A 23,389-nucleotide genomic window follows, 5' to 3' on the forward strand; every position below is an offset into this window, starting at 1 on the left:
CTATCTTGAATCATGGAAACATTCAGAAAACACCTGCCGGAATACTTAATGGAAGCGGCAGAACTGGGGATATTTATGATTGCGGCTGGTGTGTTTACCTGCATATTTGAATATCCTGGTTCTCCCATTCATCAAGCAATTCCCAATGGTGATATGCGGCGGTTTTTAACTGGTGTAGTCATGGGTTTAACAGCAATTTCCCTGATTTATTCCCCTTGGGGTAAACAATCAGGCGCACATATGAATCCCGCCGTCACCCTCACTTTCTATCGTTTAGGGAAAGTCAAACGACAAGACGCTATTTTCTACATCCTGTTTCAATGCTTGGGTGGATTGTTGGGTATTTATCTAGTCGCAATTTTGTTCCGTCAAGTATTCACCAAACCGCCCATAAACTACATTGTCACCGTACCAGGGACACTAGGCTGGGTTGCAGCCCTATTCAGTGAAATCATCATTGCCTTTGTCATGATGATGACAGTCTTGATAGTTAGCAACAATCAAAAACTCAATCGCTTTACAGGATTATTTGCCGGGTTACTGGTGGTATTGTACGTTTTTTTTGCGGCTCCCATCTCTGGCTTTGGCATGAACCCAGCCCGCAGCCTAGCCTCAGCCTTACCCGCCCAAATTTGGACAGCATTTTGGCTATATGTCATCGTCCCACCTTTAGGGATGTTACTAGCATCAGAAGTATACAAATATCTATTTGGCAGCCGTGCCGTCAAATGTGCCAAATTACACCACGACAATCATAAACGCTGCATTTTTCGCTGTAACTACAACCGTAACGGCACAATCAACTTAAGCGACAGCCTACCCATGTCAAGAGAATAAGGGACTAGGAAATATCCTATCACTGTCTGGGCAGGGGGGCAGGCTTCCGCCGTGAGCGTCAGCCGAACGGGAGCAGGGGGCAGGGGGAAAACAAGAAAATTATTTCTTAAAACTTACCAATTTTGGATTAAAAACCCAAATTCATAGCTTATTCCAGAATCAAGAAACAACACTACCCATCCCAATAATCTTCTGCGCCTTTCTTTGCGTCTTTGCGCCTTTGCGTGAGCTTTCTCTTTCCCGCAACCCCAAAATATCCAAGAGGCCTAAACAACCATGACAACCAACACACATTATGACGTAATTATCATCGGAACTGGTGCAGGTGGCGGGACTTTAGCCTATCACCTCGCCCCCAGTGGCAAAAAGATTTTAATCCTAGAACGAGGAAAATTTCTACCCAGAGAAAAAGAAAACTGGAGTGCCTTAGAAGTTTATCAACTAGAACGATATCACACCCAAGAAAATTGGTACGATGTCAACGACAAACCCTTCCGTCCAGGAATGAATTATTGGGTGGGAGGTAACACCAAAGTTTATGGTGCAGCTTTACTGCGATTACGGGAACGCGATTTTGAGGAAGTAAAACACAAAGATGGTATTTCCCCAGCATGGCCTTTAAAATATCCAGATTTTGAAGCTTATTACACTCAAGCCGAGCAGCTTTACGATGTTCACGGTCAAGATGGTCTTGATCCTACCGAGCCACCCCGCAGCATACCTTATCCCCATCCCCCAGTAAACCATGAACCGCGAATGCAGGAATTAGTCAATAGTCTCAAGCATGAGGCGGGATTAAGTCCTTTTCATCTCCCCTTGGGCTTAAAACTCAACGAAGTAGATAAAACTTTGGGGAACTGTATTCGATGTAATACCTGCGATGGTTTCCCCTGCTTAACTCAAGGTAAAGCTGATGCTGAAGTTAATTGCATCCAAAATATCCGCTATCAGCCCAATATCACTTTACTCACCGACACTAAAGTCACGCGTTTACATACTAGCCCTTCTGGGCGAGAAGTGACCAAAGTTGAAGCTGAAGTTAATGGGGAAACCCAATTTTTTACAGGCGATATTGTCGTTGTAGCTTGTGGTGCAATTAACTCCGCAGCATTATTGCTGTATTCTGCTAATGACCAACATCCCCAAGGATTAGCCAACAGTTCTGATCAGGTGGGACGCAACTTGATGAAGCATATTTGCACCGCAATGGTGCAACTCAATACAAAACTTAACCTTTCGGTATATCAAAAAACCATCGCCATTAGTGATTTTTACTGGGGCGAACCTGATTTTCCCTACCCGATGGGTTTGGTACAGAATACCGGCAATGTGCTAGCAGATATGCTCCCGGCTGAAGTGCCTAGCCTACTAGCCCCACTATTAAGACTCAGACCAGAAGCAGAATTGAGAACCATCGCTGATCATACCGTAGGTTGGTGGTTGCAGACAGAAGATTTACCACAACCGCAAAATCGAGTGCGAGTCAAAGAGAATAAAGTTTATTTAGAGTATCAAATCAACAACCGCGAAGCAAGCGATCGCCTGACTCAACGCTGGGTAAATGTCCTCAAACAAGTTGATCGCGCAGAACATTGTATTCCCTTTAGTTTATACCCCCGCAATCTCATGCCTCTCCAGTCTGTAGGTCATCAATGCGGGACTTGTCGCTTTGGGGAAGATCCCGCAACATCGGTACTGGATTTAAATTGTCGCACCCATGATATTGATAATCTCTATGTTGTCGATAGCAGTTTCTTTCCTTCTAGTGCGGCTGTGAATCCCACACTGACTATTATTGCTAATTCATTGCGGGTAGGTGATCACTTGTTAGCTAGATTATAGGGGAGTGGTGAGTGGTGAGTGCTGAGTAATGAGTAATGAGTGAAGTTTTCTCCCCCTGCACCCCTGCACCCCTGCCTCCCCTACTCCCCTAACTCTGAGGCTCAAATTCTTGGACAAACTCTGTTAAGAATCTAAAGGCCTTGAGAATATAGGTAGTACAATCTCTGGGGGAAGTGTTGTAAAAATGTCGCCACGCACTGGCTTTATCTTCATCATAGCGATCGCCGCGTTCGGGATGTCCATCTAGCCAAGCTAAACGCACGGCATGACCAATTAATACATCCAATACAATATATTCTTCAATTTGCAGGGTGGGGTTTTTAGCGGCGATCGCAGCTAGTTCCATGAGTGCTTCAATGTTAACGTGGCGATATTCTGGGGCTTCAATTTTATTTAATAGATGTTCTACTAATAAAGCAAAATTCTTCTCCCCGGCTGTCATCTCAGATAACATGACATCGCTTTCTAAACGATTGCGACGCTCTAATTTATCGCCAACCACTAAACCTTTACAATGGTGCATTAATAGCCAAACTTGCTGAAAGAAGTTTTTGGGGACGCGACTGAGTGCGCCTTCAGCTTGGCGGAAGCGTCGCCAACCACCCACAGGAATTTCCTGTACTTCTGTTTCTTCGGTAATCACAGGTAACACTACCCAATCAATGTCACTTTCCTTTTGCTTAACGTGGAGTGATTCCTGCTGACGTAACAAACTACTCATCCCTGTGTATGCAGTCAATACTTGACGCAGACGGTTTTTCACTTCAAAGGGTGCAAGTTCCATTAACTTTTCATAGGCTTCATCTTGAGTGACGCGCAACTCTCGCGCTAGTTCGCTGGTAATTAATAAGATGAGATAACCCACTCTCAGGGTAAGTAATCCTTGAAATAATTCTGGCTCTGTTTTGATTAAGATGCCCAAGTAAATTAAAATTTCTTGAGTTAAGACGCGATCGCGGATATCCTCACGACAGAAGTTATTAATCTTATCGAAAATTTCATTATGAGGCATGGGAACTGTAATTAGTGAGGCTTCACTATAAGCCCTACCCACAGCAATTTGTTTACCCCTAACCAAAATACTTGTCACCGCATCCGATAAGCCAATATCCACCATTTGCAATAAACCAGCCGCCCGACGAACTACCGCCCAATGACCGTAATCCCCAGCTTTGGTGTACACTTCATTGAGTAAATAAGCCACCGTTACAGGGTGATCATTCCCCCCAAAGCCTGTATCAAATTCTAATCCTTGCAAACGAGTCAAAGTCTGCAATAATTCAATTTGCTCATAGAGGTTTTCTGATGAACGCACAGATGACAATAAGAAACTCAAGTTAGTTTCACATTCCATCTGGAATTCTTGAGTATGCCCTAAACGCCAGTTTTTACCAGGATGATATGCCAAATAATAGCAATGTGGTACAGCATTTTGCATAGCTAACTGCGTAAAATCACCTGCGGGGAGAAAGTCTATCCTTTGAATTCCCGCCGTTAGCATCAGTTGATTTAGCTTTCCTAGTTTAACTTTTACACCATTACAAACACCTTCTTTTAACTCCTGCATCAGTTCTAATAAAGCTTGAGAACCAGTTTCTAAAATGGTGTGTGTCAACATTAAAGTTAAAGTTGGACGACCTAAATCACTCCAATATTTTTGAATATATGCCAATTCGCTTCTAATTTGATCTACCAAAAAATGATAATCCAGCGTTAAATAAAACTGCTGTGAGTCTAGAAAGGATGGCAAAAATACCACTGTCTCGCCTTGAATCCGAAAAATTCGAGATGTAGTTAAACTCCGTAATCTTCTCGCTGGTCTCCCAGTTAACCCCAGTTTATCATTGCGCCCAATTTGAGTGTAAATATGGGAAAGTTCCCCTGCTTTTCTGACTTGAATTGGTTCTACTTGTTTGGGTGTTTGAGTTTCAATCCCATGTACTTCTAACTCTAATTGTAAATCTTCGTCTTCGGCTAATAGAGCAATCTGCACTAAAGCTTCCCGATTTTTCCCGACACACAAATGTCTTCCCAACGGGTCAATATCACCGATGGCTAATAACCCTTCACTCAACATTTGACCGAGAAAATATAGACTTTGCGCCCACACCAAGGGGATATTTTCATTCGGTAAGCGTGGCTGACTTTGAGGGACTAATTTTTCAGCCTCGACATTTTCCGCAGGCACATAATATAATTCTGGTAATAGCTGTAATCCGTCCCGTTCAACTAATAAATTGGCTAGACTTTCTTGGTAAAACTTCACGCGTTTTTTATCGCCACAAAATAACCCATCAAGGGCTAAATATGTGAAAAATAACGGCCATTCACATTCAATATGCTCAAATTGTTTCAATTCCCACGGTTCATAATGCAACCGTTGAGTATCTTCTAAAACCGTTTGATGTCCATCCCGCAAAAAGCGTTTGCAACCGTATTTTCCTTGGAGTTTATTAATAATATCGTTGAGTGTGCGTTCTCTTAACTGCACATCTTCGACAGCAAAAGCCGGATAGCTAATAATACTTAATAAAGCCGCATCAATTTCTTTTGATGCCGATTCTCTCGGTAATAATGATTCTAAAGTAATCCGAGCGCGAGCAATTTCATCTGGTAATACGTGAATTACAGAAGCTTGACTTCCCCTGACTCCAAATAAATCTAGTCCGTTGATAGCTTCTAGTGCGGCTTTCGCCATCCCCATCGAACTAGCGTTTAATTCTGCGTTCCCATGATTGATTTTATTTCCCCGTTCCCAAATGCCATAATCGGGGGTGCGATAGGCGCGTCCAATGTAGTAAACCAGGTTTTGAACAAAATTAACTTCATCAATTGTATAAACTATCTGCAACCCAGAGGCAGTCATTTGTGCCAGCATCAATAAAAATATTGATGTCGCATCTAATTGCAGATGTCCCCATTCATCATCACCAACGACAATATCGCCAGTTGCTGTATTGTATTTGGCGTGTAAGCCATCTAGAAGTGATTGTGTGTGTTTAAATTGTTCGACTTTGTGGGCTTGTCGCATCATCGCAAACAATAATCCACGCATCAACTTAATCACACTGTGTTCCAATTCATAGGTGCGCCCTTTATCTTCATCTACCTTACGATATGCCAGGGCTAAACCCCAAACCGCCAAGATACTATAAACATTATCTCTCACCCAAGCATCTGTATAATCACCGTGGGCTGTTATAGCGGTGCTGGCTGGTAACAAACCGGTAATAGGATTTTGACGCATCAAAATGATGCTTTTGATTTGCTGGTAGTAATACTCCAGACGGGCTTGTGATGTGTTGGCTGTTGTCATAATTTTATTAATAGCACCTTGCGGAATAGCACCCTGTAGCCGTGAAGTCAATTATGTCAGCCAAGCCAAAACAAGTTCTGTCATGGTCAATGCTACAGCTAGCTGAGGGTGTGGAGAATTTATTATTATCTCGCGTTAATGAGCATTTAATTGCAAAATTGTGAAGTAATTATAACTGAAATCTAAAAAATTTGTGAAATCTTTACCAATGATAATAAACATTGATACCAGATTTTTACATCTCTTTAGTTATATATAAGACAATACAGTTCAGTTAAGAAAACAGTTTGTAGTGTACCCCTCCGGGGAAGCAAGCTACGCGCAAGCGTGTCGTAGAGAGGACTTTAGTCCTCGTCTAAGGACTGAAGTCCTTACTACGAACTTTTTCTTACTTCACAAACCCCAAATGTTAGGTTTAGCTGAACCGTATTGATACATAAGACACCAAACAGATGTTTCCTAGTATCCGCAAGCACAAAGTCTATCAACGAGATTGTGAATTGGGTGAGCTGTGTGTAAGTGAATTAATATAAGTATGAGGATATGAGTTATGTCTCTACGCTATAACCAAAATCAAGCTCCGCTACTCAAGGTAGTTTATTCCCAGGTGAAAGTCAACGGCAAGCTGGAGTTAGTACCTTTAGAACTGTATGCAGATGGTTCACTCAAGCGGTCTGTTGTGTGAGTTTAAGGTAATGTGGTACTGTTCCCTATTCCCTAGCATCACTAAAGGACTTTTTCAGCCAGTCCTAATACCAATTCTCTATGAAGTTGCGCCAAATAAATCATGTAGAGACGTTGTATGCAACGTCTCTACAGTGCATCTTCATCAAGAAACGGTATAACTAAGTTAAACTTCTATAAAATCAGCAGCAGTGACATTACTGGCATCTTCACCTAGTAAAACTGCTAACAACTTGTTGTTATTTCCATCATTCCAACTAATGAATGTCGTCTTGAGGAGACTATTGATAGTTAGTTGTCCGAAGGATATACCAGATAAGCCAATCAAGTCTTGACCATCATTAAAATCAATGATGGTATCTTTACCAGTCAGAGGTGACAGGACAAAGATATCACTTCCCTGACCGCCAGTGAGGATATTTATCCCTGCGCCACCATTGAGAATATCATCCCCATTACCGCCTACCAATAGATCATTGCCATTGCTTCCCAGTAAGGTATCATTGCCATTACCGCCAGAGACGCTATCTGAACCGATACCACCATTAAAGATATCGTTACCGCCTCCTAAATCAACGACGGAATTGGCGTAATTACCTAGCAGAGTGACAATATCATTACCATCACTTGAATTGTTGCTAACAGGTTCGTCACCCTTCAAGTTCAGGAAGAAACGTGAGTTATTCATGGTGATGGTGATGATATCATCGCCGTAACCGCCAGTGATTTTACCGTCGGAACGGGGTGCGTCTTGAGAATTGCTGTTGTTGTCCCAACTGGGGGCAAAATTTACGGTAATAGTGTCGTTACCGAGTCCACCATGCGCCCCAAAAACGCCATCAGGGTCGATAATTGTATCATTGCCATCGCCACCAAATAGGTGATCGCCATTTCCTAAACCACCATTAATACTGTCGTTACCGCCTTGTCCAGCAATGAAGTCATTACCTGCTAAACCGTTCATTACTTCATTGCGGTCAGTCCCGATTAAATTATCGGCGTTGGTTGTACCATTGATGATGATGGGTAAGTAAAAACGCGCCACTAAGGGGTCATGGTCGCTAACTTGGTCAGCAAATTCCGAGTTGACATGGACAATATCGAATTCCGCAGAGGTGCTGAGGTTATTACTAACTAAAATGTGATCTAGTGTTTGGGCGTTACCATCAAAGTTGTAGCTGTAACGTTCATTAACTGGGAGACTATTCACCAAGTTAGTTAAACCTGCACTTTCTAGCACCGCTAAGGGTGCAGAGAATTGAAAATCATTTAAATCTCCGGCAACAACTATATTGGCATTGGGATCTACAGCCAGAATATCTGCAACAAAATTTTTTAATTCTTGTGCTTGTTGCAATCGTTGTACTTCTGAAGTTAGCGTTGGTGCTTGGAAACGACCAAATAAGGGTTGATCCCCACCTTTGGAATTGAAATGATTGGCGATGACAAAGACTTTATTCCCGTTAAATAAAAACTCGCCCACCAGAGGTTTACGACTATTGGCAAAGGCATTACCATCTGATAAATCAGTGTCGAGAATTCTTCCTGGACTGCTAGAAAGTTCGGGAGTTCCACCCACATTATTCACTGTGGTATCTGTAGTTGCACTACCACCAGGAATATCCACAAAATCAACGCGATTAGGGTTAAATAAGAAGCCAACGCGGATATTTCCCCCAGGTTCGCCGCCATCTTGGTTATTTTCTGGGTTAACCTGGCGAAATTCGTAAGTGGGGCCACCAGCAGATGCGATCGCATTAATTAATGTCTGCAATGTGACATCAGCATCAACTACACCGTTATTAGTCGCCCCATTATTGTCTTGAATTTCAACTAAGTTGATAATGTCGGGGGATTTGAGATTATTGACGATAATCTCTGCAATTGCGTCAAATCTTGCGCCGTCGCTGAGGTCGAGGTTTTCCACGTTGAAACTAGCAACGGTAAGTTGGTCGGGATTGGTGCTAGTTAAATTAGTAACATCCCGTTGTAAGCTGCTGGGGTTAGCGATGGCGATGGGTGATGTGGGGAGGACTTCATAGTTATTAAAATCATAGCTAACTACCCCAGTGATGTTGCTGAATTGCGTACCTGTGTCAACTGAGGGTGACGTAAATATCGCTGGGATGTCATCGATTTGGATGCGTTCTGGATTAAAGTCACCTTCACTAATGGTAATACCGCCTCTGGAATTTAATCCTGTAGCTTCTGCACCATTATTTGCCAAAACCCAGATTTCCCCAAAGTTATTGGTAGGACTAACTGCTACAGGGTTGGGAATCTCTACTAACATTCCTTCTAAACTTTCGTAGAAGTCGATTCCTTCAACTGTGGGGTCGAAATCACCACCTGTTTCTACATTCCCTGGGGTGGTGAAGTCGTTGTTAATGACTGTCGTGGGTGGAGTGCGATCGCTGCCAATAACGGTAGGATTAATGGTAGTTGTAGGTGCAGTAGTCCAAGGTGTGATGTTTAAGGACTGTACCGCCGAATCATTGAGAATTTGCGTAACCGTTAAGTTTACCTGGTTATTTCCAGGCCGAAACTCACTCACTGTTCCAGAAACTAAAATTGCTTCTCCGATAGTTCTGGCTGTACGCAGGGGGGAATTAGCACCAGTGAAAACGAAAATCCCTTCGGAGGTACTGACATCATTATCAGGAGAAGGGTCTTGGAGATAGAAACCGTTACTCGTGATGGCTGTGACAATTCCTGGTACGTTAATTACTGCGACTCTATCAGTTGCAGAGGTTAACAAAGGAGAAATGTGGGTTGCGCCTTGAATGTCATGGATACGAATATTTCCAGGGGTAACGTCATTGTCTGTAATGTTGACACTAACATTAGGAATATTCAGATTAGAGTAATTTAGATCACTGCTATTGATAGTGTGGGTGATGACACCTGTATGGGGTGAAGCTTCGCTATTAGCATCATCAATCGCTCTGACAGTAATTGTGGCAGGATTTGTATTATTGAGGGAAATAGAGACAGAGTTAAAAAAGTCTGTGCCATTAACGCTAACTTCTGTTTGTCCATCAGCCGTAATTGTAATATTTACCGGACTAGTTGGCGCAGTCTTTAAGGCAATAGTGTAGCTATCAGTCGTTTGTCCAGCCTCATTTACATCAGTGCTATTTCCTGACTGAGTGATTGTCACCCCAGGCGCAATCACCACAGAAGAACGTAGACTGTTAATGAAAGTTGTGTTATTGCCACCATTCGGTTGACCGGGTGTAGTGGCAGCAATGGGAATTCCTGTTGTCCAGTTAGCGGTATTAGTTACGCCTGTTGCATCTGAATTGAGGGCATAACCTGTATTGTTAGTGCTAGAACCAAAATTCACGTTAACTGCGCTGGTAAATGTCCCGTTACCAGTACCGATATCCACTGCAAAACCATCGGCGGAAATCGTCGCGCCAGTATTGTTAGTATCCACCCAGACAATATCATCAGCCGCGATATCTCCGTTATTACCACTGTTAGCATTGGGGAGAAACACACCACCAGCATTCAGCCGGATATTCCAATCACCACCAGTGGGATTGTAGGATGTATCTTGAGTAAAAGCAGTTGTCCCGCCTATGGTAATAATCGTACCAGCTTGGAAAACTGGGGCAATAGAACCCATGTTAGTGAAATCATAAGCAGAAAACTTAGCAGTTTTGGCGGCGGTAGAATCACCCACAAAAAAAGACTCAAGCTGTGCAGCAGTTAAGTCTTCTAGTAACAAAAGTTCAATAAATTCATCCCCAGTGGTGAGAGTGCTGCCACGGTAAAATTCATTAATGATAATTTTTGCCATACTTTTACCTTTAATTGTTAACTCATCCCCGTATTTTTAAGGAATTTTGCTTAACTCAAGGTAAAGATGAAGTAGGCATCTGTTTAAGCAACAAAAATAACAAAACCCCAACTTTCTTCACAAGTTGAGGATTCGGTTTTTCTCAAGAGTTGAGACTTAATTAGCTAGCAAATTACACAAAAACACCAGGTGATTTAATTTGAGCCTCCCATCAGCACTGTTTCATCATCGTCATCATCATCTAAATATTCTTCCTCATCTGGTTCTTGGAAAGCGGCAATTACTTCTTCAATAATTTCCTGTGCTTCTTCTTCCTCCAGTTTTAAAGCTTCCTGGAGTTTTTTCAGGTAAGGCTGTTTGGCGGCGGGGACTACTAGTTCCTCTTCATCTATGAGTATAACTACAGCTGCTGCAAAACCATCCCAAACCATTTCTTCGGGTAAAGATTGAGTGGCTGTCTTTAACAAAGTACCAACTCCTTGTTCTGTGGCAATTGCTAGGAGTCCATCCACAGTTTCAATGATTTCATCTTCAGAATATTCTGCAAATACCTCAAACTCCCAAAGAAGACCTGCTAAACCGTCAGCATCCACCTCTTCAATTGTAGAATCAGCGATCGCGGTTGCAACTGCGATCGCCGCTACAGCTTCCTCTGCATTCAATGGTTCTGCTGTGGCGTTTTTCGCCTCAAAAATCTGATCATAATTGCTCATAATTACTCCCTTTCACTCACAGAATTATACAAACATTTAACAGGCGATCGTACATAAAACCTGGGGTTATACAAAATTGGTATTTGTACGGTCATAGCAAATTATTACTACCATACCGCTTTGGCTTTATTCTCTAGCAGGTGAAATATTTCTTTGAGAATATTTAATCTCTTTAGTCATGAGTTTTTTCCCTCCACTCAATCCCTTTTGAGTATATTTACTAAATAAATTTTTAAATTATATTTTTTGTTAAGTTTCCCTAGATTGGTCTAATATAGAGAAACGGTAGTTCACAACATAGCAATAGCTCTCATCCAAGAGGCTCAGGAACGCTAACTGCCAAGTTAACGTTGCTCATGAAGTAGAAACCAAAATTAAACGTCAGCGTATATTTAAGTGGCTCGTCCACTGTCAATCTTAGCTCAGAGCGATCAACGCTTAATCTGGTTCAACTACTGACAAAACGGCAATTTTAGGCTAGTAGCGTTACTCTGGCTGTGGTTAATAGCTAGTCATCTATAAGACTGGTAGAAACCCACATAGCTAGCCGTTCTCCTCAACAGAGTTGAGGAATATTAATCAATAAAGAAGTCAGAAGGAACAGCTTCCTGATTTTGCTCATCAAAACCAGAATTTTTCTTGAATTTTCTGGGGCTGGCGAATATTCATAGGAATATGTTCTTAGCGCATCTTGAGATTGATGATTTAGCAGGAGGGAATTACTTCCCGAAATCCATGCTATAGCTACATTTATTTATCAGATCAATTAATGATCAGCTGTCACGCATCTAACTTACACAGCTTTTATTTTGATTATGAGCTGTTGACTGTTGAATGTTAATGGTTAATAGTCAACAAATTTCATGAGTAGTTGTGTAATTTAAAACGTTATAGCCGAAATATCCTCTGGAGTTAATGTCACTGCTATTAACTCTCAAAAACGCTAATGAGAAAGAGTTTGACTTATTTCTTTCCCATTGTGCTAGCGCATCACTGCACTAGTTCAAGGCGTAAATGAGGAACTAATTGAATTTATTGATCTTACAGCAGATTCGATGTTTATGAGGTACAGCAACCGATGGAACGTCAAGTTTTAAAACTACCTTCTATAATTGGTGTACCTCAATTACTTCAAAAGTGCTGTATTCTCTGAATTTCATCCCTAACTAGAGATGAAGGTTCATTTTTGCGACATTTCTGTAGAGAAATGTCCTAAATTCACGCATCACTGTTTAAATTGTTGACTCCTCACACCCTCACCAAAATGCTATGAATGATTTTGAATTTATCTTGACTGTCTGCATTTCGGCCGTAGCTTACCTGGCTAGCGTTTACCTATTGATTTCATTGTCACAAAACTCAAATGAGTACACTGACTGAGTGGATTATTAATATATAAATTAAGGTAATCATTGCTTTAATTTATAAACATCATGTTGAATTTATGAGTAACATAGTGATTTAAACCCGGTTTTTCAGCCGGGTTTATAGTAGGTAAGGGTAAAATTTCTGGATTCAAATTATACCATTTCACGAAAAATCTGATATGGATTTAAACCTTGAAAATCTTGCTCCATATAGGTTTTTTAATTGCGAATTGCGAATTGCGTTAGCGTAGCGGGACGTTAGTCCATTGCGAATTGGTATTAGATATGATTATCTGTTGTCTTTAACTTCAGATTGCGCCGCCGCCGGAGGACGTTTACCAGAGTTGCGGACATTAATAAATCTACCAATTAACTCAAACCAAAAAGGCGCACCCATTGATATAGCAATTCCACTAATTAACCAACCAAAACCCATCGTCAAATAGCTATTAATTAAGGCGGGATTTTTCTGGTCTTGTTTAGAGCCTAATTGTTGTTCTAAGTTAACCCTATTCCAGCCAATTGGTAAGGTAATCTCCTCTATAATATTATTAGTTTGTGCTTGCAACTTCTTAATTTCTGCTGGTGAATTCACACTATTAGACTGTACTACCTGTTCAGCATTATTCGCGATCGCTGTACGAATAGCCGCATCTTGAGATAAAATGCTGACAATGTGAAATGTATCGACATTGGCAATAACAGCGATACCAGAAATGTTGAATGTTTCCAATTATTCTTGATTCGCACTATAAAATACTTGTTTTTTTGCACTAACTCTTGCATGAAATCGAGTCCTATAAATCCTCTGTTCATTACCCCAACTGCATTTAGCGGTAAATTAGACATCATCGACGAACCGAATTTATAATCATGAGCATATCCAAAATTTATCAAATTATCTTCTGGACTGCCTGTTGACATCTTGAGAGAACTAAACAGTTTTACTTGATGCGATCCTAGAACCCATAGCAACTTGCTTGTTCATGTAATTACTGTTGAATCAATTCGACAAATTGCATATTTGTCATTTAATTTCTTCTGGGCTTTTTTCTGCACCAATTGATTCAATTGATGATAAATATTTTGGAATATTTCTTGGCTTCTATGTGTGTTAGCCTTGGAAAATGTTGAAATCCTTACGTCAATTCCCGTATTGTTTAATCTTTTAAATAAGTCCCGCATACTTGTTAAGCTATTATCCAAGGCATAAGCCAACCAACACTCAACATAAAGACGGCTATTCAAAACTGGATAATCATTTTTTGGCAACGGTTTGAAAATATCTTTGACAATCTTGGGGAATGAATTTATAATCATTATCAATCGATTTGTTTTAATAAATAGCCCAAAATATGGTAAATCTTGGGCTATTTTTATCACAGATTTCTTAACATTCAACACTTTTGATTTTTTATAACTATCTATTTTTTCTAAACTACACCTTCATTTTTAACTTTCCATCTCTTATGACTTTGGTTTTCAATCCAAAACTAGCGGACATATTCCCTATCATTTCTTTTGTGCCAGTTTCAGGTGCGGAATGTAGGATTTATCAAAAAACTTTTTCTTCCCCTACACCCCCACACCCCTAATTCTTCCATGTTCACTCACCTACCATCTTTAGGCGTTGGGTTGGGATTTCGCCAACCGTTCAAAAGTGATTTGTTTCTCAACCGCCAACAGGTAGACTTTCTAGAAATTGTGGCGGAACATTACTTACAACCATCTTGGCAACAACAGCAAGAGTTAGAGTTATTAGCTAGTCATTTCCCCCTGATTCCCCACGCGATTAATTTATCTCTAGGGAGTGCGGAAGGTGTAGACACAGATTATCTTCGTCAACTAGCAGCCTTAATTAAACAACTTAACCCGCCTTGGTGGAGTGAGCATATCTGCTTTACTAAAGCAGGTGGGGTTGATATTGGGCATTTATCACCCCTACCTTACACCAAAGAAGCCGTAAAAGTTCTGTGTCGCAATATTGCAGAAGTGCGACGCTGGGTTGATGTGCCGTTAATTTTGGAAAATATTACTTACATGGTGACTCTTCCTGGTGCGGAAATGACCGAAGCCCAATTTTTGGCGGAAGTGGTCGAAAATGCTGATTGTGGGTTGTTATTGGATGTGACAAACCTGTACATTAATGCGGTGAATCATAGCTATGATGTGCAGCAATTTATGCAAGATTTACCTTGGGAACGTGTCGTGCAGTTGCATTTTGTGGGTGGACATTGGCATGATGGCATATTGATTGATAGTCATTCCCAAGCTACACCCCCTCAAGTATGGGAACTTATTGATGAAGTGGTGGCGCGTGTGGCGATAAAAGGAATCGTTTTAGAAAGGGATGAAAATATACCAGAATTTGCACAGTTGACAGCAGAACTGCAACAAGCAAGAGAAATTGGGAGGAGACACGGAAGATGGGGTTAAAGCAAACCCAGCAACTTTTAGCCCAACTTTACACTAATACAGAATTGCGATCGCGTTTCTTTGCCAATCCCCAAGCCGTTGGTTTAGAAATGGGACTCAGTGACGATGAGGCGCAACAATTCGCGGAACTTTCAGCCGCACAGGTGAATGTGTTTGCTAACTCCTTGAAGTGGAAGCGGTTAGGAGAAGTGCGGGAAATGCTACCGCGTACAGCTAAAGCATTGGGGAAAAATTTCCCGACACTGTTTTGGCGATATGCAGAAACTACTATTCCCCAAGGTGTGAAAAAACATCGCGAAGATGCGATCGCTTTTGCTGACTTTATCATCAATGTCGCCCAAACCGAAGGCATTGACCCAGTTTGGATAGAAGATTTAGTCCGCTATGAACAAACTTGGCTATTGACTTACGCACAAGATAGATGTTACAAAATGCTGCGCTTGCGTTACGCTGTGCATCAAGACTTTAGTCAGAAAAATGTGCTGGCTATTTGGTGGCGTTTAGGGAGTCGTTCACCACTGCGTCATTTTGTCCTCTAGTCGGAAATTACCTGAGCTAGTCGCCTAACTCCCTCTTGAATTTGCTGTTCACTTAATTCCGCATATCCAAAGATAAATTCACTACCAGGACTAGCTTTTAAATATTGTGGATAGGCTGCGCCGATACCGACGTTAGCTAATGCAGCCCGTTTGACAATTTCATCATCAGGAATTTCGGTGTTGATTTTTACCATCAGGTGCATCCCGGCGTTTTCTCCCATAATTTCCACACTGTCGCCAAAATGCTCCAACAAAGACTGTACTAAAATTTGTCGGCGTTGGTTGTAGAGCGATCGCATCCGTCTAATGTGCCGTTCTAAATGTCCTTCTGTAATAAAATCAGTCAGGGCGTATTGTTCCAATAGACTACATTGTCTGTCTGCTAGCCATTTCGCCCGCGCAAACACATGAACTAAATTTTCTGGTAAAACTAAATAACCCAAGCGCAAAGCCGGAAATAGAACTTTAGAAAACGTCCCGACATACATAATAGAGTTACCTTGATCTAATCCTTGTAACGCTGGAATAGGACGTTCACCATAGCGAAATTCGCTATCATAGTCATCTTCAATCATCATCACCCCAGACTTTTGCGCCCAAGCTAATAACTCTAGTCTGCGGGGGAGTGATAAAACCGCCCCTGTAGGAAATTGATGCGATGGCGTGATATACAGAAGTTTAATGTTAGGAATTACACTTAATTTTAGTTCATCCACTATTAATCCTGATTGATCGACAGCTACGGGAAATAACTTAGCTCCTTGTGCTAAAAAAGCCCGCCTCGCACCGAGATAGCCTGGCTCTTCTACAGCAACCCAATCACCCCGATCAATGAGCAAACGTGTAATTAAGTCAATTCCTTGCTGTGAACCACCGACAATCACGATTTGTTCAGCACTACAATTTACCGCCCTAGAACGCGAAATATAGGAAGCGATCGCCTCTCGTAATGCTTTATAGCCCAAAGAATATGAGGTATAATCTAGCACTTCTGGATGAGAGCGACAATAGCGAGAAATTAACTTGCGCCATAAATCTATCGGGAAATGCTCAAAAGCAGGTCTACCATAGCTAAAGCTGATTTCTAGTTTTGCTTCTGGGATGTGTAAAAATGTCTTGTCGTTGAGACTTTCACCATAAGCTGATAACCGTATTGGAGAATTTGCTGGTGATGATTTTGACGGTGTTGGTGTAGCGTTGAGTAAATCGTCAGGAAGTTGACGACAAACAAAAGTTCCCGAACCCACAATGGTTTCTAGATAACCTTCACTCAGAAGTAGTTCATAACCTTGAGTGATGGTAGCACGGGAAACACCAAGTAATTGAGCAAGCGATCGCGTCGAAGGTAACTTTTGTCCAGATATTAATCTCCCCGTAAGAATAGCTTGGCGTAGTTCCTCGTAAACTTGGCGATGCAGAGGTAAAGGCGCGTGTGGATCGATATTAATTGTAAAGTCCATGATGGGGGAGGAGGTGGAGGGCAGGGGGCAGGGGGCAGGGGGAGAAAAACTAATGACTAATGACTAATGACTATTGACTACTTTTCACAAGTGGACTGGTTATTTAATGAGAAATTGGCTATTGTGTCATTCCATTTTCCTCAATACTCTAACGATATAGAGTAGAAATTGACAGTTATGTCTCAAAAACAAGCACCTAGCCCCAGAACAACCGTTAAACGCGTACCTCAAAGAGCTGAATACGAATCTGACGTTATTTATCAAATTCTGGATGAAGGATTAGTCTGTCATGTCGGTTTTGTCGCCCAAGGACAACCTGTGGTAATTCCGACAGCCTACGGAAGAGTGGAAGACACACTATATATTCACGGCTCACCTGCTAGCCGGATGTTAAAAACACTCCAACAAGGTCTTGATGTTTGCGTCACAGTGACTTTAATTGATGGACTAATTTTGGCAAGATCGGCGTTTCATCACTCGATGAATTATCGCTCAGTCGTTGTCTTTGGTAAAGCCACACTAGTAGAAGACGCAGAGCAAAAACTAGCCGCCCTCAAAGCATTTACAGAACACGTTATTTTAGGAAGATGGGAAGAAGTGCGATCGCCCAATCGTCAAGAATTAGCGGGAACTGTAGTTTTATCTTTACCTTTAGCCGAAGCCTCAGCCAAGGTTCGCACTGGTGGGCCTCTGGATGACGAAGCTGATTATCAAATTCCCGTATGGGCTGGGGAAATTCCTTTAAAACTGACTGCGGCTACACCCATCAGTGATTCTCGATTGGACTCAAGTATTGAAATACCCGCCTATGTTAGCCAATACACTAGACCGCAAGTAGAGGGTGTAGGGGTATGAGGGTGTAGGGGTGTAGGGGAAATACATGACTTAATTTTTGGTAAAACTAGTGGTCTGTCCCATGAGTTTTATTTGGGCTAACATTAATTGCTGATCGGTATAGGTTTTTAGACCCCTACACCCTTACACCCCCACACCCTTACACCCCTAGTTAAATAAAATCAAAATTATCTGTAAAATATTCATACAAACAGAGATAATATCTGGAGTAAAAAACCTCAGACATCAAAAAAGCACACTACAGACAAACCTTGTTTAACTGTGCGAATTCTTGGTTTTAGGTTGCATCCCAATCCAAAATCTGTCTTGAAAAGTTTCCTACGGCGGGAAACCCGCCTACAGAACTTTCCGCAAAATCCAAAATTGACTGGCTGAGTAATTGCCACGATCATCCATAATATAATTTTGAATTAATTTTTAAGCCCGTGACTGTAAGCTTGTCTATTGCTCAAACTCATCGCCAACCCTGGCCCGGACTCATAGAAGCCTATCGTGAGTATCTACCCGTCAGCGACACTACGCCGATTGTCACCTTATTAGAAGGTAATACTCCCTTGATTCCCGTGCCAGCGATCGCAGAACGTATCGGTAGACAAGTGCGGGTATTTGTGAAATACGACGGTCTGAACCCCACCGGTAGTTTTAAAGACCGAGGGATGACAATGGCGATTACTAAAGCCAAAGAAGCAGGCGCGAAAGCTGTAATTTGCGCTAGTACCGGTAATACTTCCGCCGCCGCCGCCGCCTATGCGCGCCGTGGGGGAATGAAGGCTTTTGTGTTAATTCCCGATGGTTATGTCGCTTTGGGTAAGTTGGCGCAAGCTTTACTCTACGGTGCTGAAGTTTTAGCCATCAAGGGTAACTTTGACCGCGCTTTAGAAATTGTCCGGGATATGGCGGAAAATTATCCCATTACCTTGGTGAATTCCGTCAACCCCTACCGTCTGGAAGGTCAAAAAACCGGAGCATTTGAAATTGTCGATGCTTTAGGTGACGCACCAGACTGGTTATGTATCCCCGTGGGTAATGCCGGTAATATAACAGCATACTGGATGGGTTTTTGTCAATATCATCAAGCCGGAAAATGCGATCGCCTACCCCGGATGATGGGATTTCAAGCCGCAGGAGCAGCACCGTTAGTAAATGGTCAGCCTGTCAGCCATCCCGAAACCATCGCCACAGCTATACGTATCGGTAATCCTGCAAGTTGGGATAAAGCGATCGCAGCGCAATCAGCTAGTCAAGGTCAATTTAAAGCCGTTACCGACGAAGAAATTCTCGACGCATACAGACTTTTAGCCTCATCAGAAGGTATTTTCTGTGAACCTGCTAGTGCGGCTTCCGTCGCTGGGTTATTACAGGTGAAAGACCAAGTACCGACAGGTGCAACTGTTGTGTGTATCCTGACTGGTAACGGTTTGAAAGACCCTGATACAGCAATTAAACACAGTCACGCCCAATTTAAACAGGGAATTGAGGCAGAATTAAGTGATGTCGCTCAGGCGATGGGATTTTAGATTAGGGACTGGAGATTAGGGACTGGGAAGATTCTGGGTAGTAGCACGGCAAGTCTAAAATGTTGGGTTTCCTTTCGTCAACCCAACATTAATTTCTATTTGGAGAGAAGAGAAGCAATCCTAGAGAGTTTGGGATTGCTTCTCTTCTCTTGCAATGACATTAAATATTTTTGTCTATCTACTTAACGATATGCTTCTCTTAAAAACTTTGCATAATTTCCCAGCACTCTCATCGTATCAGAATGTCCTACACCCAAAGTGCGCTCACAAATTGCCGCAGCTTGCTGATAAAGAGACATAAAAATTTTAGTTTAGTCTCATCATAATTTGAACTATTAATTACAAGTCAATTCCTCATCATTACAATGTGGAATATGGTGTTAGCGATCAGCTATTCCATATTTTGAAATTTTCAGAATTGCCAATCGAGAGGAAATTGCAAATGGCAAAGTATAGCAGTCAAATTCAGATTGATGACCTAATTGATGATGCCATAAATAACGCTATTGCCCGTCGTCAAGAAGGTTTAGGTTTATCAGATTTATCTAATGAACAAGCAAGAAATATTGCAGGTGGTTTCAGTGATTACAGTTCAAAAGATGTTTTCTCAGGAATAAATGGTGGCTCAACTGTTGGAATTATTGCCGTACCAGATACAACAATGCCTACAGGATATAATCCCATACCCATAAGAAATAAGATAGTTTAAGGCCATTTTGATCGAAGATAATTCGACAGAAACAAATCTGAATAATTGTTTTGATCAACCCGATATTTTTTTGGGTTGATTTTTGTCGTGTTGATTTTTCAGGTTTGTTACCAAATAGAAAATCAGGACATAAATATTTTATTTTTGAAAAATTTTGAGTGTATTTTTTCTGATACTAGGGAATAAATATCATATTTTCAAAAAAATATAGACAGAAATAAACCTGAAAATCTAATCGGAATTGATATAGAAAATACGAGTGCTATGATATTTGATTTTCTCGGAATTGAGCATCATTATACGTGATTAAAAATAACTCTCTTATGTCACTTTATCATTCTAATAATGCTTGAAATTCATCTCAAAAATAGACAACATAAAAGTGTAGTGAGTGATTTATAAATCACTATCTAAAACGCAAATATGGCTAATAAAGGAGTATGTTACATCATGATTAACTTCGCAATTGATGAACTGAACCTTGTAAATTCACAAGACGAATTGATAGAAATTTCTGAACAAGAACAAAAACAAATCCTCGGCGGAGATTGTTATTATGCAGGTCAAAGATATACAACAGGTGCTACAATCCCGCAGGGTAGTCAAGGATACGATAAAACTTGTATGTCAGATGGGACATGGAAGTGGCAGACATATCCAAAGTAAATAGACAAAGCAGTTTTAACTCTTATGTGGTTTGCTAGTCTACTACTTTCGGAACTTCTAAAACACAATCATGACTGATACAGGAGTACATTTCAAATGATTAACTTCACAAATTTACAAGACGAATTGATTGAAATTTCTGAACATGAGCAAAAACAAATTCTCGGTGGAGATTGCTATTACGCAGATCAAAAATATACATCAGGTGCTATACTTCCAATGGGTAAAGACCAGAAAGACTTCCAATGTCAAGGTGACACTTGGGTAGCATATGATCCGGCTAATACTAATAGGTGATAGCTTTTAGTTGGAAGTTAACATCCACCTTTGGTTTTTTTGACGATATTGAGTATTTTGCCTCTGTTCTTCTGGGCTTGCCATACTCAATCGTCAACAGGACTTAAGTAGAACAAGGTAAATAATTAAAGGTTTGTAGTGAGAACTTTAGTTTTCCGAAAAGGACTAAAGTCCTTACTACGAACTGAATCTTATTATTTTTACATTGCTTAATATAGTTTAGTTTTTTCCAGTAGTTCTACTTAATGTAAGTATCACAATCAGTAGACCGAAATATTCTGCGATCGCTTTTCACTAAACAGACTCCTTAACTACTCCGCCCCCTGTACCGGCGCGTTCTTTAGCTAGACTATCAATGGCATCACCTAAAGCAGTAGTCAGACTCTTACGAGTTTGTTCGTGGTTTTCTTGTTCTGTCTTCAAAGCCTGCTGCAAGCGATCGCGTTCTTGAATTACCGAGACTAGTTTGGTTTTCAAATCTTCTACAGTCCTGATAGCAGCAAGTTCTTGCTGAATTGCTGCCACGTTGATAGCTTTGGGTAAGGTGGTTGTGTCAATTCCTTTGAGTTTTTGAATTTCTGCTTTTAGGGATGCGCTATTTTGACGAAACAAATCCGCATCGGTGCGACGTTGTTCGGCTTCGGTGTTATAGAGTTTACGCCACTTCTCCGCACTTTCCCAAGCTGCATCGCGATCGCGCTGTTGTTCTACTAGCTGCTGTTTGAGTGACTCAATTTCAGCTAACCATTGTTGTGTTAAATCTGGATTCATAGCTGGTTATTTCGTATTTAAGTGCAGTTATAAGCTATTCCAGGCAAAATAAAAAATTTTCTCCTGTGGATCTCAAGAAATACACAGGTGTAGGGGTATAGGAGAAGAAAAAGTGTTTCTTTTATAATCATGCAGGCACATAGTCGTGCTAGTCAAAGGCTCTCAAGAAACACAATATTGGTTTTCCCTATTCCCTACTGCTATGCCACAACCTCGTTTTGTCAGATTTTTCCGCCATCTCACCTGGCGGACACTGAAGAAAACCGTTGCTAGAACCATTACTAGAAGACTCTTAGGATTGGCTTCAGAAATTGCCTTTAATGCCATGTTATCTTTGTTTCCGGGAATTCTGGCCATCCTCACTGCCATTGGATTACTCGAAGAATCTTTGCAGGACACTTTTAGACAAATAGCGCAACAACTCAGTCAAGTTGCACCAGATGAAGCTATCACACTAATTCGAGAATTCGCTAACCAAGAAATAGCACACCCTAAAAATAGAGGATTATTTTCCTTGAGTTTTATCATTGCCCTGTGGACTGCTTCTGGTGCTGTGAGTACCGCTATGACAGCCTTTGATCAAATCCATCAAATACCACCAGAAAAAACTCGTCCCTTTTGGAAAGGGAGAATTATTTCTTTGGGCTTGACGGTAGGCACAATTTTATTGTTAATGTTAGCTTCTTTTTTAGTCTTTCTCAGTGACTTAATTTTGGGCTTTGTTGTCAGTGGTAATTCATCTTTAATTTTCTTATTAAATCTTTGGCAATTATTACGCTGGCCTTTGGCTTTAGGGATTGTGGCTACAGCATTTAGTTTTATCTATCGCTATGGCCCCAGCGTTTGGAATTCAGGTACGCCAATTATGCCAGGGGCGATGCTTGCGTCTATATTTTGGGCAATGTTATCGGCTTTATTTCGGCTGTATGTAGCTAATTTCGGCAACTATAACAAAGTCTATGGTGCGGTAGGAACAGTGATTGTCTTAATGCTATGGCTGTGGATGAGTGCAGCCGTTTTATTAATCGGCGATCAATTAAATGTGATTGTCGGTGAAGATATGCGTGCCAAAGTGTATCAAACTTCCCTCAAAGATCAACAGTAAGTTAACTTGACTAATAACTATGTCAAAATATTGAACGATTTTATTACCAATGAGCGATCGCCTACTATGCCCCATGCTTCTTCTGTTGACTATCATACCCAAGCCGCAACTTTAAAGCGTCTCCGGTTTTTGAGTCGGATTTTAGATAGAGTTATTGGTATTCCTGGTACACCCATCGCTGTTGGTTTAGATCCCATGATCGGATTTATCCCCATCGGGGGTGATGTTTTAGGTTTGCTACTGTCTCTTTATATTGTGATTGAAGCGTCAAAATTGGGTATACCTAAAGCAATTCTCAGGAAAATGATCGTAAATATTATTATTGATAGTTTAGTAGGTATGATTCCCTTGCTGGGTGATTTGTTTGACTTTGCTTGGACAGCTAATGAATATAATATCCGGCTAATAGAAGAACACTTAAAATTTCCACGTTAGAAATGTAAGTAAATAATTTATGCTTACTATTGTCT

At 41.1% G+C, this 23,389-nt stretch carries 18 protein-coding genes and 1 pseudogene; 12 read left to right on the plus strand and 7 right to left on the minus strand.

All coding sequences use genetic code 11. From position 1 onward, the window contains the following. Positions 1–12: 12 nt before the first annotated feature. Both CV014_RS02440 and CV014_RS02445 read left to right on the plus strand, forming a co-directional pair. Positions 13–837, plus strand: a complete 825-nt coding sequence (locus CV014_RS02440) for an MIP/aquaporin family protein (protein WP_236140570.1) — start codon at positions 13–15, stop codon at positions 835–837. A gap of 276 nt (positions 838–1,113) precedes the next feature. Further along, positions 1,114–2,679 (plus strand): GMC oxidoreductase, encoded by a 1,566-nt coding sequence (locus CV014_RS02445; RefSeq protein WP_236140571.1) that lies wholly within the window; start codon positions 1,114–1,116, stop codon positions 2,677–2,679. An 88-nt stretch (positions 2,680–2,767) separates the two neighbouring features. Here CV014_RS02445 and CV014_RS02450 read toward each other — a convergent pair whose 3' ends face one another. Next, positions 2,768–5,995, minus strand: a complete 3,228-nt coding sequence (locus CV014_RS02450) for a glycoside hydrolase family 15 protein (RefSeq protein WP_236140662.1) — start codon at positions 5,993–5,995, stop codon at positions 2,768–2,770. Positions 5,996–6,545: 550 nt separating this feature from the next. Between CV014_RS02450 and CV014_RS29815 the strand changes: the two genes are divergently transcribed. Then, on the plus strand, positions 6,546–6,680 hold the full coding sequence (locus tag CV014_RS29815) for a hypothetical protein (RefSeq protein ID WP_264082456.1): 135 nt from the start codon (positions 6,546–6,548) through the stop codon (positions 6,678–6,680). Between the two features lie 165 nt (positions 6,681–6,845). Here the strand turns inward: CV014_RS29815 and CV014_RS02455 are convergent, their stop codons facing one another. The 4 genes and pseudogenes from CV014_RS02455 to CV014_RS02470 form a co-directional block, all read right to left on the minus strand. Beyond that, positions 6,846–10,484 (minus strand): endonuclease/exonuclease/phosphatase family protein, encoded by a 3,639-nt coding sequence (locus CV014_RS02455; protein WP_236140572.1) that lies wholly within the window; start codon positions 10,482–10,484, stop codon positions 6,846–6,848. A 194-nt stretch (positions 10,485–10,678) separates the two neighbouring features. Then, entirely contained in the window at positions 10,679–11,197 is a 519-nt protein-coding gene (locus tag CV014_RS02460; RefSeq protein ID WP_236140573.1) for a hypothetical protein, read from the minus strand. 1,656 nt (positions 11,198–12,853) lie between these two features. Beyond that, the gene (locus CV014_RS02465; protein ID WP_236140671.1) at positions 12,854–13,297 is read right to left on the minus strand and encodes a hypothetical protein; all 444 of its coding nucleotides are present in this window, start codon (positions 13,295–13,297) and stop codon (positions 12,854–12,856) included. Further along, positions 13,291–13,884: pseudogene (locus tag CV014_RS02470) on the minus strand (IS4 family transposase); the annotation flags it as partial. The pseudogene CV014_RS02470 and the gene CV014_RS02465, both read right to left, overlap by 7 nt. 216 nt (positions 13,885–14,100) lie before the next feature. Between CV014_RS02470 and CV014_RS02475 the strand changes: the two are divergent. Both CV014_RS02475 and CV014_RS02480 read left to right on the plus strand, forming a co-directional pair. After that, a complete protein-coding gene (locus CV014_RS02475; RefSeq protein WP_236140574.1) occupies positions 14,101–15,000 on the plus strand; it encodes a DUF692 domain-containing protein in 900 nt (299 codons plus the stop codon). Then, the gene (locus tag CV014_RS02480; RefSeq protein ID WP_236140575.1) at positions 14,991–15,539 is read left to right on the plus strand and encodes a hypothetical protein; all 549 of its coding nucleotides are present in this window, start codon (positions 14,991–14,993) and stop codon (positions 15,537–15,539) included. The genes CV014_RS02475 and CV014_RS02480 overlap by 10 nt, the downstream gene beginning before the upstream one ends. Here CV014_RS02480 and pdxR read toward each other — a convergent pair. Beyond that, complete coding sequence (gene pdxR, locus CV014_RS02485; protein ID WP_236140576.1) at positions 15,536–16,999, minus strand: MocR-like pyridoxine biosynthesis transcription factor PdxR; 1,464 nt, start codon at positions 16,997–16,999, stop codon at positions 15,536–15,538. The two genes, CV014_RS02480 and pdxR, sit on opposite strands and share 4 nt — an antisense overlap. Before the next feature lie 177 nt (positions 17,000–17,176). On the opposite strand from pdxR, the gene CV014_RS02490 reads away from it, so the two are divergent. The 5 genes from CV014_RS02490 to CV014_RS02510 all read left to right on the plus strand — a co-directional run bounded on the left by CV014_RS02490 (position 17,177) and on the right by CV014_RS02510 (position 21,043). Continuing rightward, positions 17,177–17,854, plus strand: coding sequence for a pyridoxamine 5'-phosphate oxidase family protein (locus tag CV014_RS02490; protein WP_236140577.1), 678 nt, complete (start codon positions 17,177–17,179; stop codon positions 17,852–17,854). Positions 17,855–18,279: 425 nt separating this feature from the next. After that, positions 18,280–19,371, plus strand: coding sequence for a threonine synthase (gene thrC, locus CV014_RS02495; protein ID WP_236140578.1), 1,092 nt, complete (start codon positions 18,280–18,282; stop codon positions 19,369–19,371). Positions 19,372–19,738: 367 nt separating this feature from the next. Continuing rightward, a complete protein-coding gene (locus tag CV014_RS02500) occupies positions 19,739–20,080 on the plus strand; it encodes a hypothetical protein (protein WP_236140579.1) in 342 nt (113 codons plus the stop codon). A 450-nt stretch (positions 20,081–20,530) separates the two neighbouring features. Further along, positions 20,531–20,746, plus strand: coding sequence for a hypothetical protein (locus tag CV014_RS02505; protein WP_236140580.1), 216 nt, complete (start codon positions 20,531–20,533; stop codon positions 20,744–20,746). Positions 20,747–20,842: 96 nt separating this feature from the next. Beyond that, a complete protein-coding gene (locus CV014_RS02510) occupies positions 20,843–21,043 on the plus strand; it encodes a hypothetical protein (RefSeq protein ID WP_236140581.1) in 201 nt (66 codons plus the stop codon). Between the two features lie 294 nt (positions 21,044–21,337). On the opposite strand, the gene CV014_RS02515 is transcribed toward CV014_RS02510, so the two are convergent. Beyond that, positions 21,338–21,814 (minus strand): hypothetical protein, encoded by a 477-nt coding sequence (locus CV014_RS02515; RefSeq protein WP_236140582.1) that lies wholly within the window; start codon positions 21,812–21,814, stop codon positions 21,338–21,340. A gap of 202 nt (positions 21,815–22,016) precedes the next feature. On the opposite strand from CV014_RS02515, the gene CV014_RS02520 reads away from it, so the two are divergent. Both CV014_RS02520 and CV014_RS02525 read left to right on the plus strand, forming a co-directional pair. After that, on the plus strand, positions 22,017–22,919 hold the full coding sequence (locus tag CV014_RS02520; RefSeq protein WP_236140663.1) for a YihY/virulence factor BrkB family protein: 903 nt from the start codon (positions 22,017–22,019) through the stop codon (positions 22,917–22,919). Between the two features lie 6 nt (positions 22,920–22,925). After that, the gene (locus CV014_RS02525) at positions 22,926–23,354 is read left to right on the plus strand and encodes a DUF4112 domain-containing protein (RefSeq protein ID WP_236140583.1); all 429 of its coding nucleotides are present in this window, start codon (positions 22,926–22,928) and stop codon (positions 23,352–23,354) included. Positions 23,355–23,389: the final 35 nt, after the last annotated feature.

Source organism: Nostoc sp. CMAA1605 (assembly GCF_021596505.1).
Lineage (GTDB): Bacteria > Cyanobacteriota > Cyanobacteriia > Cyanobacteriales > Nostocaceae > Trichormus.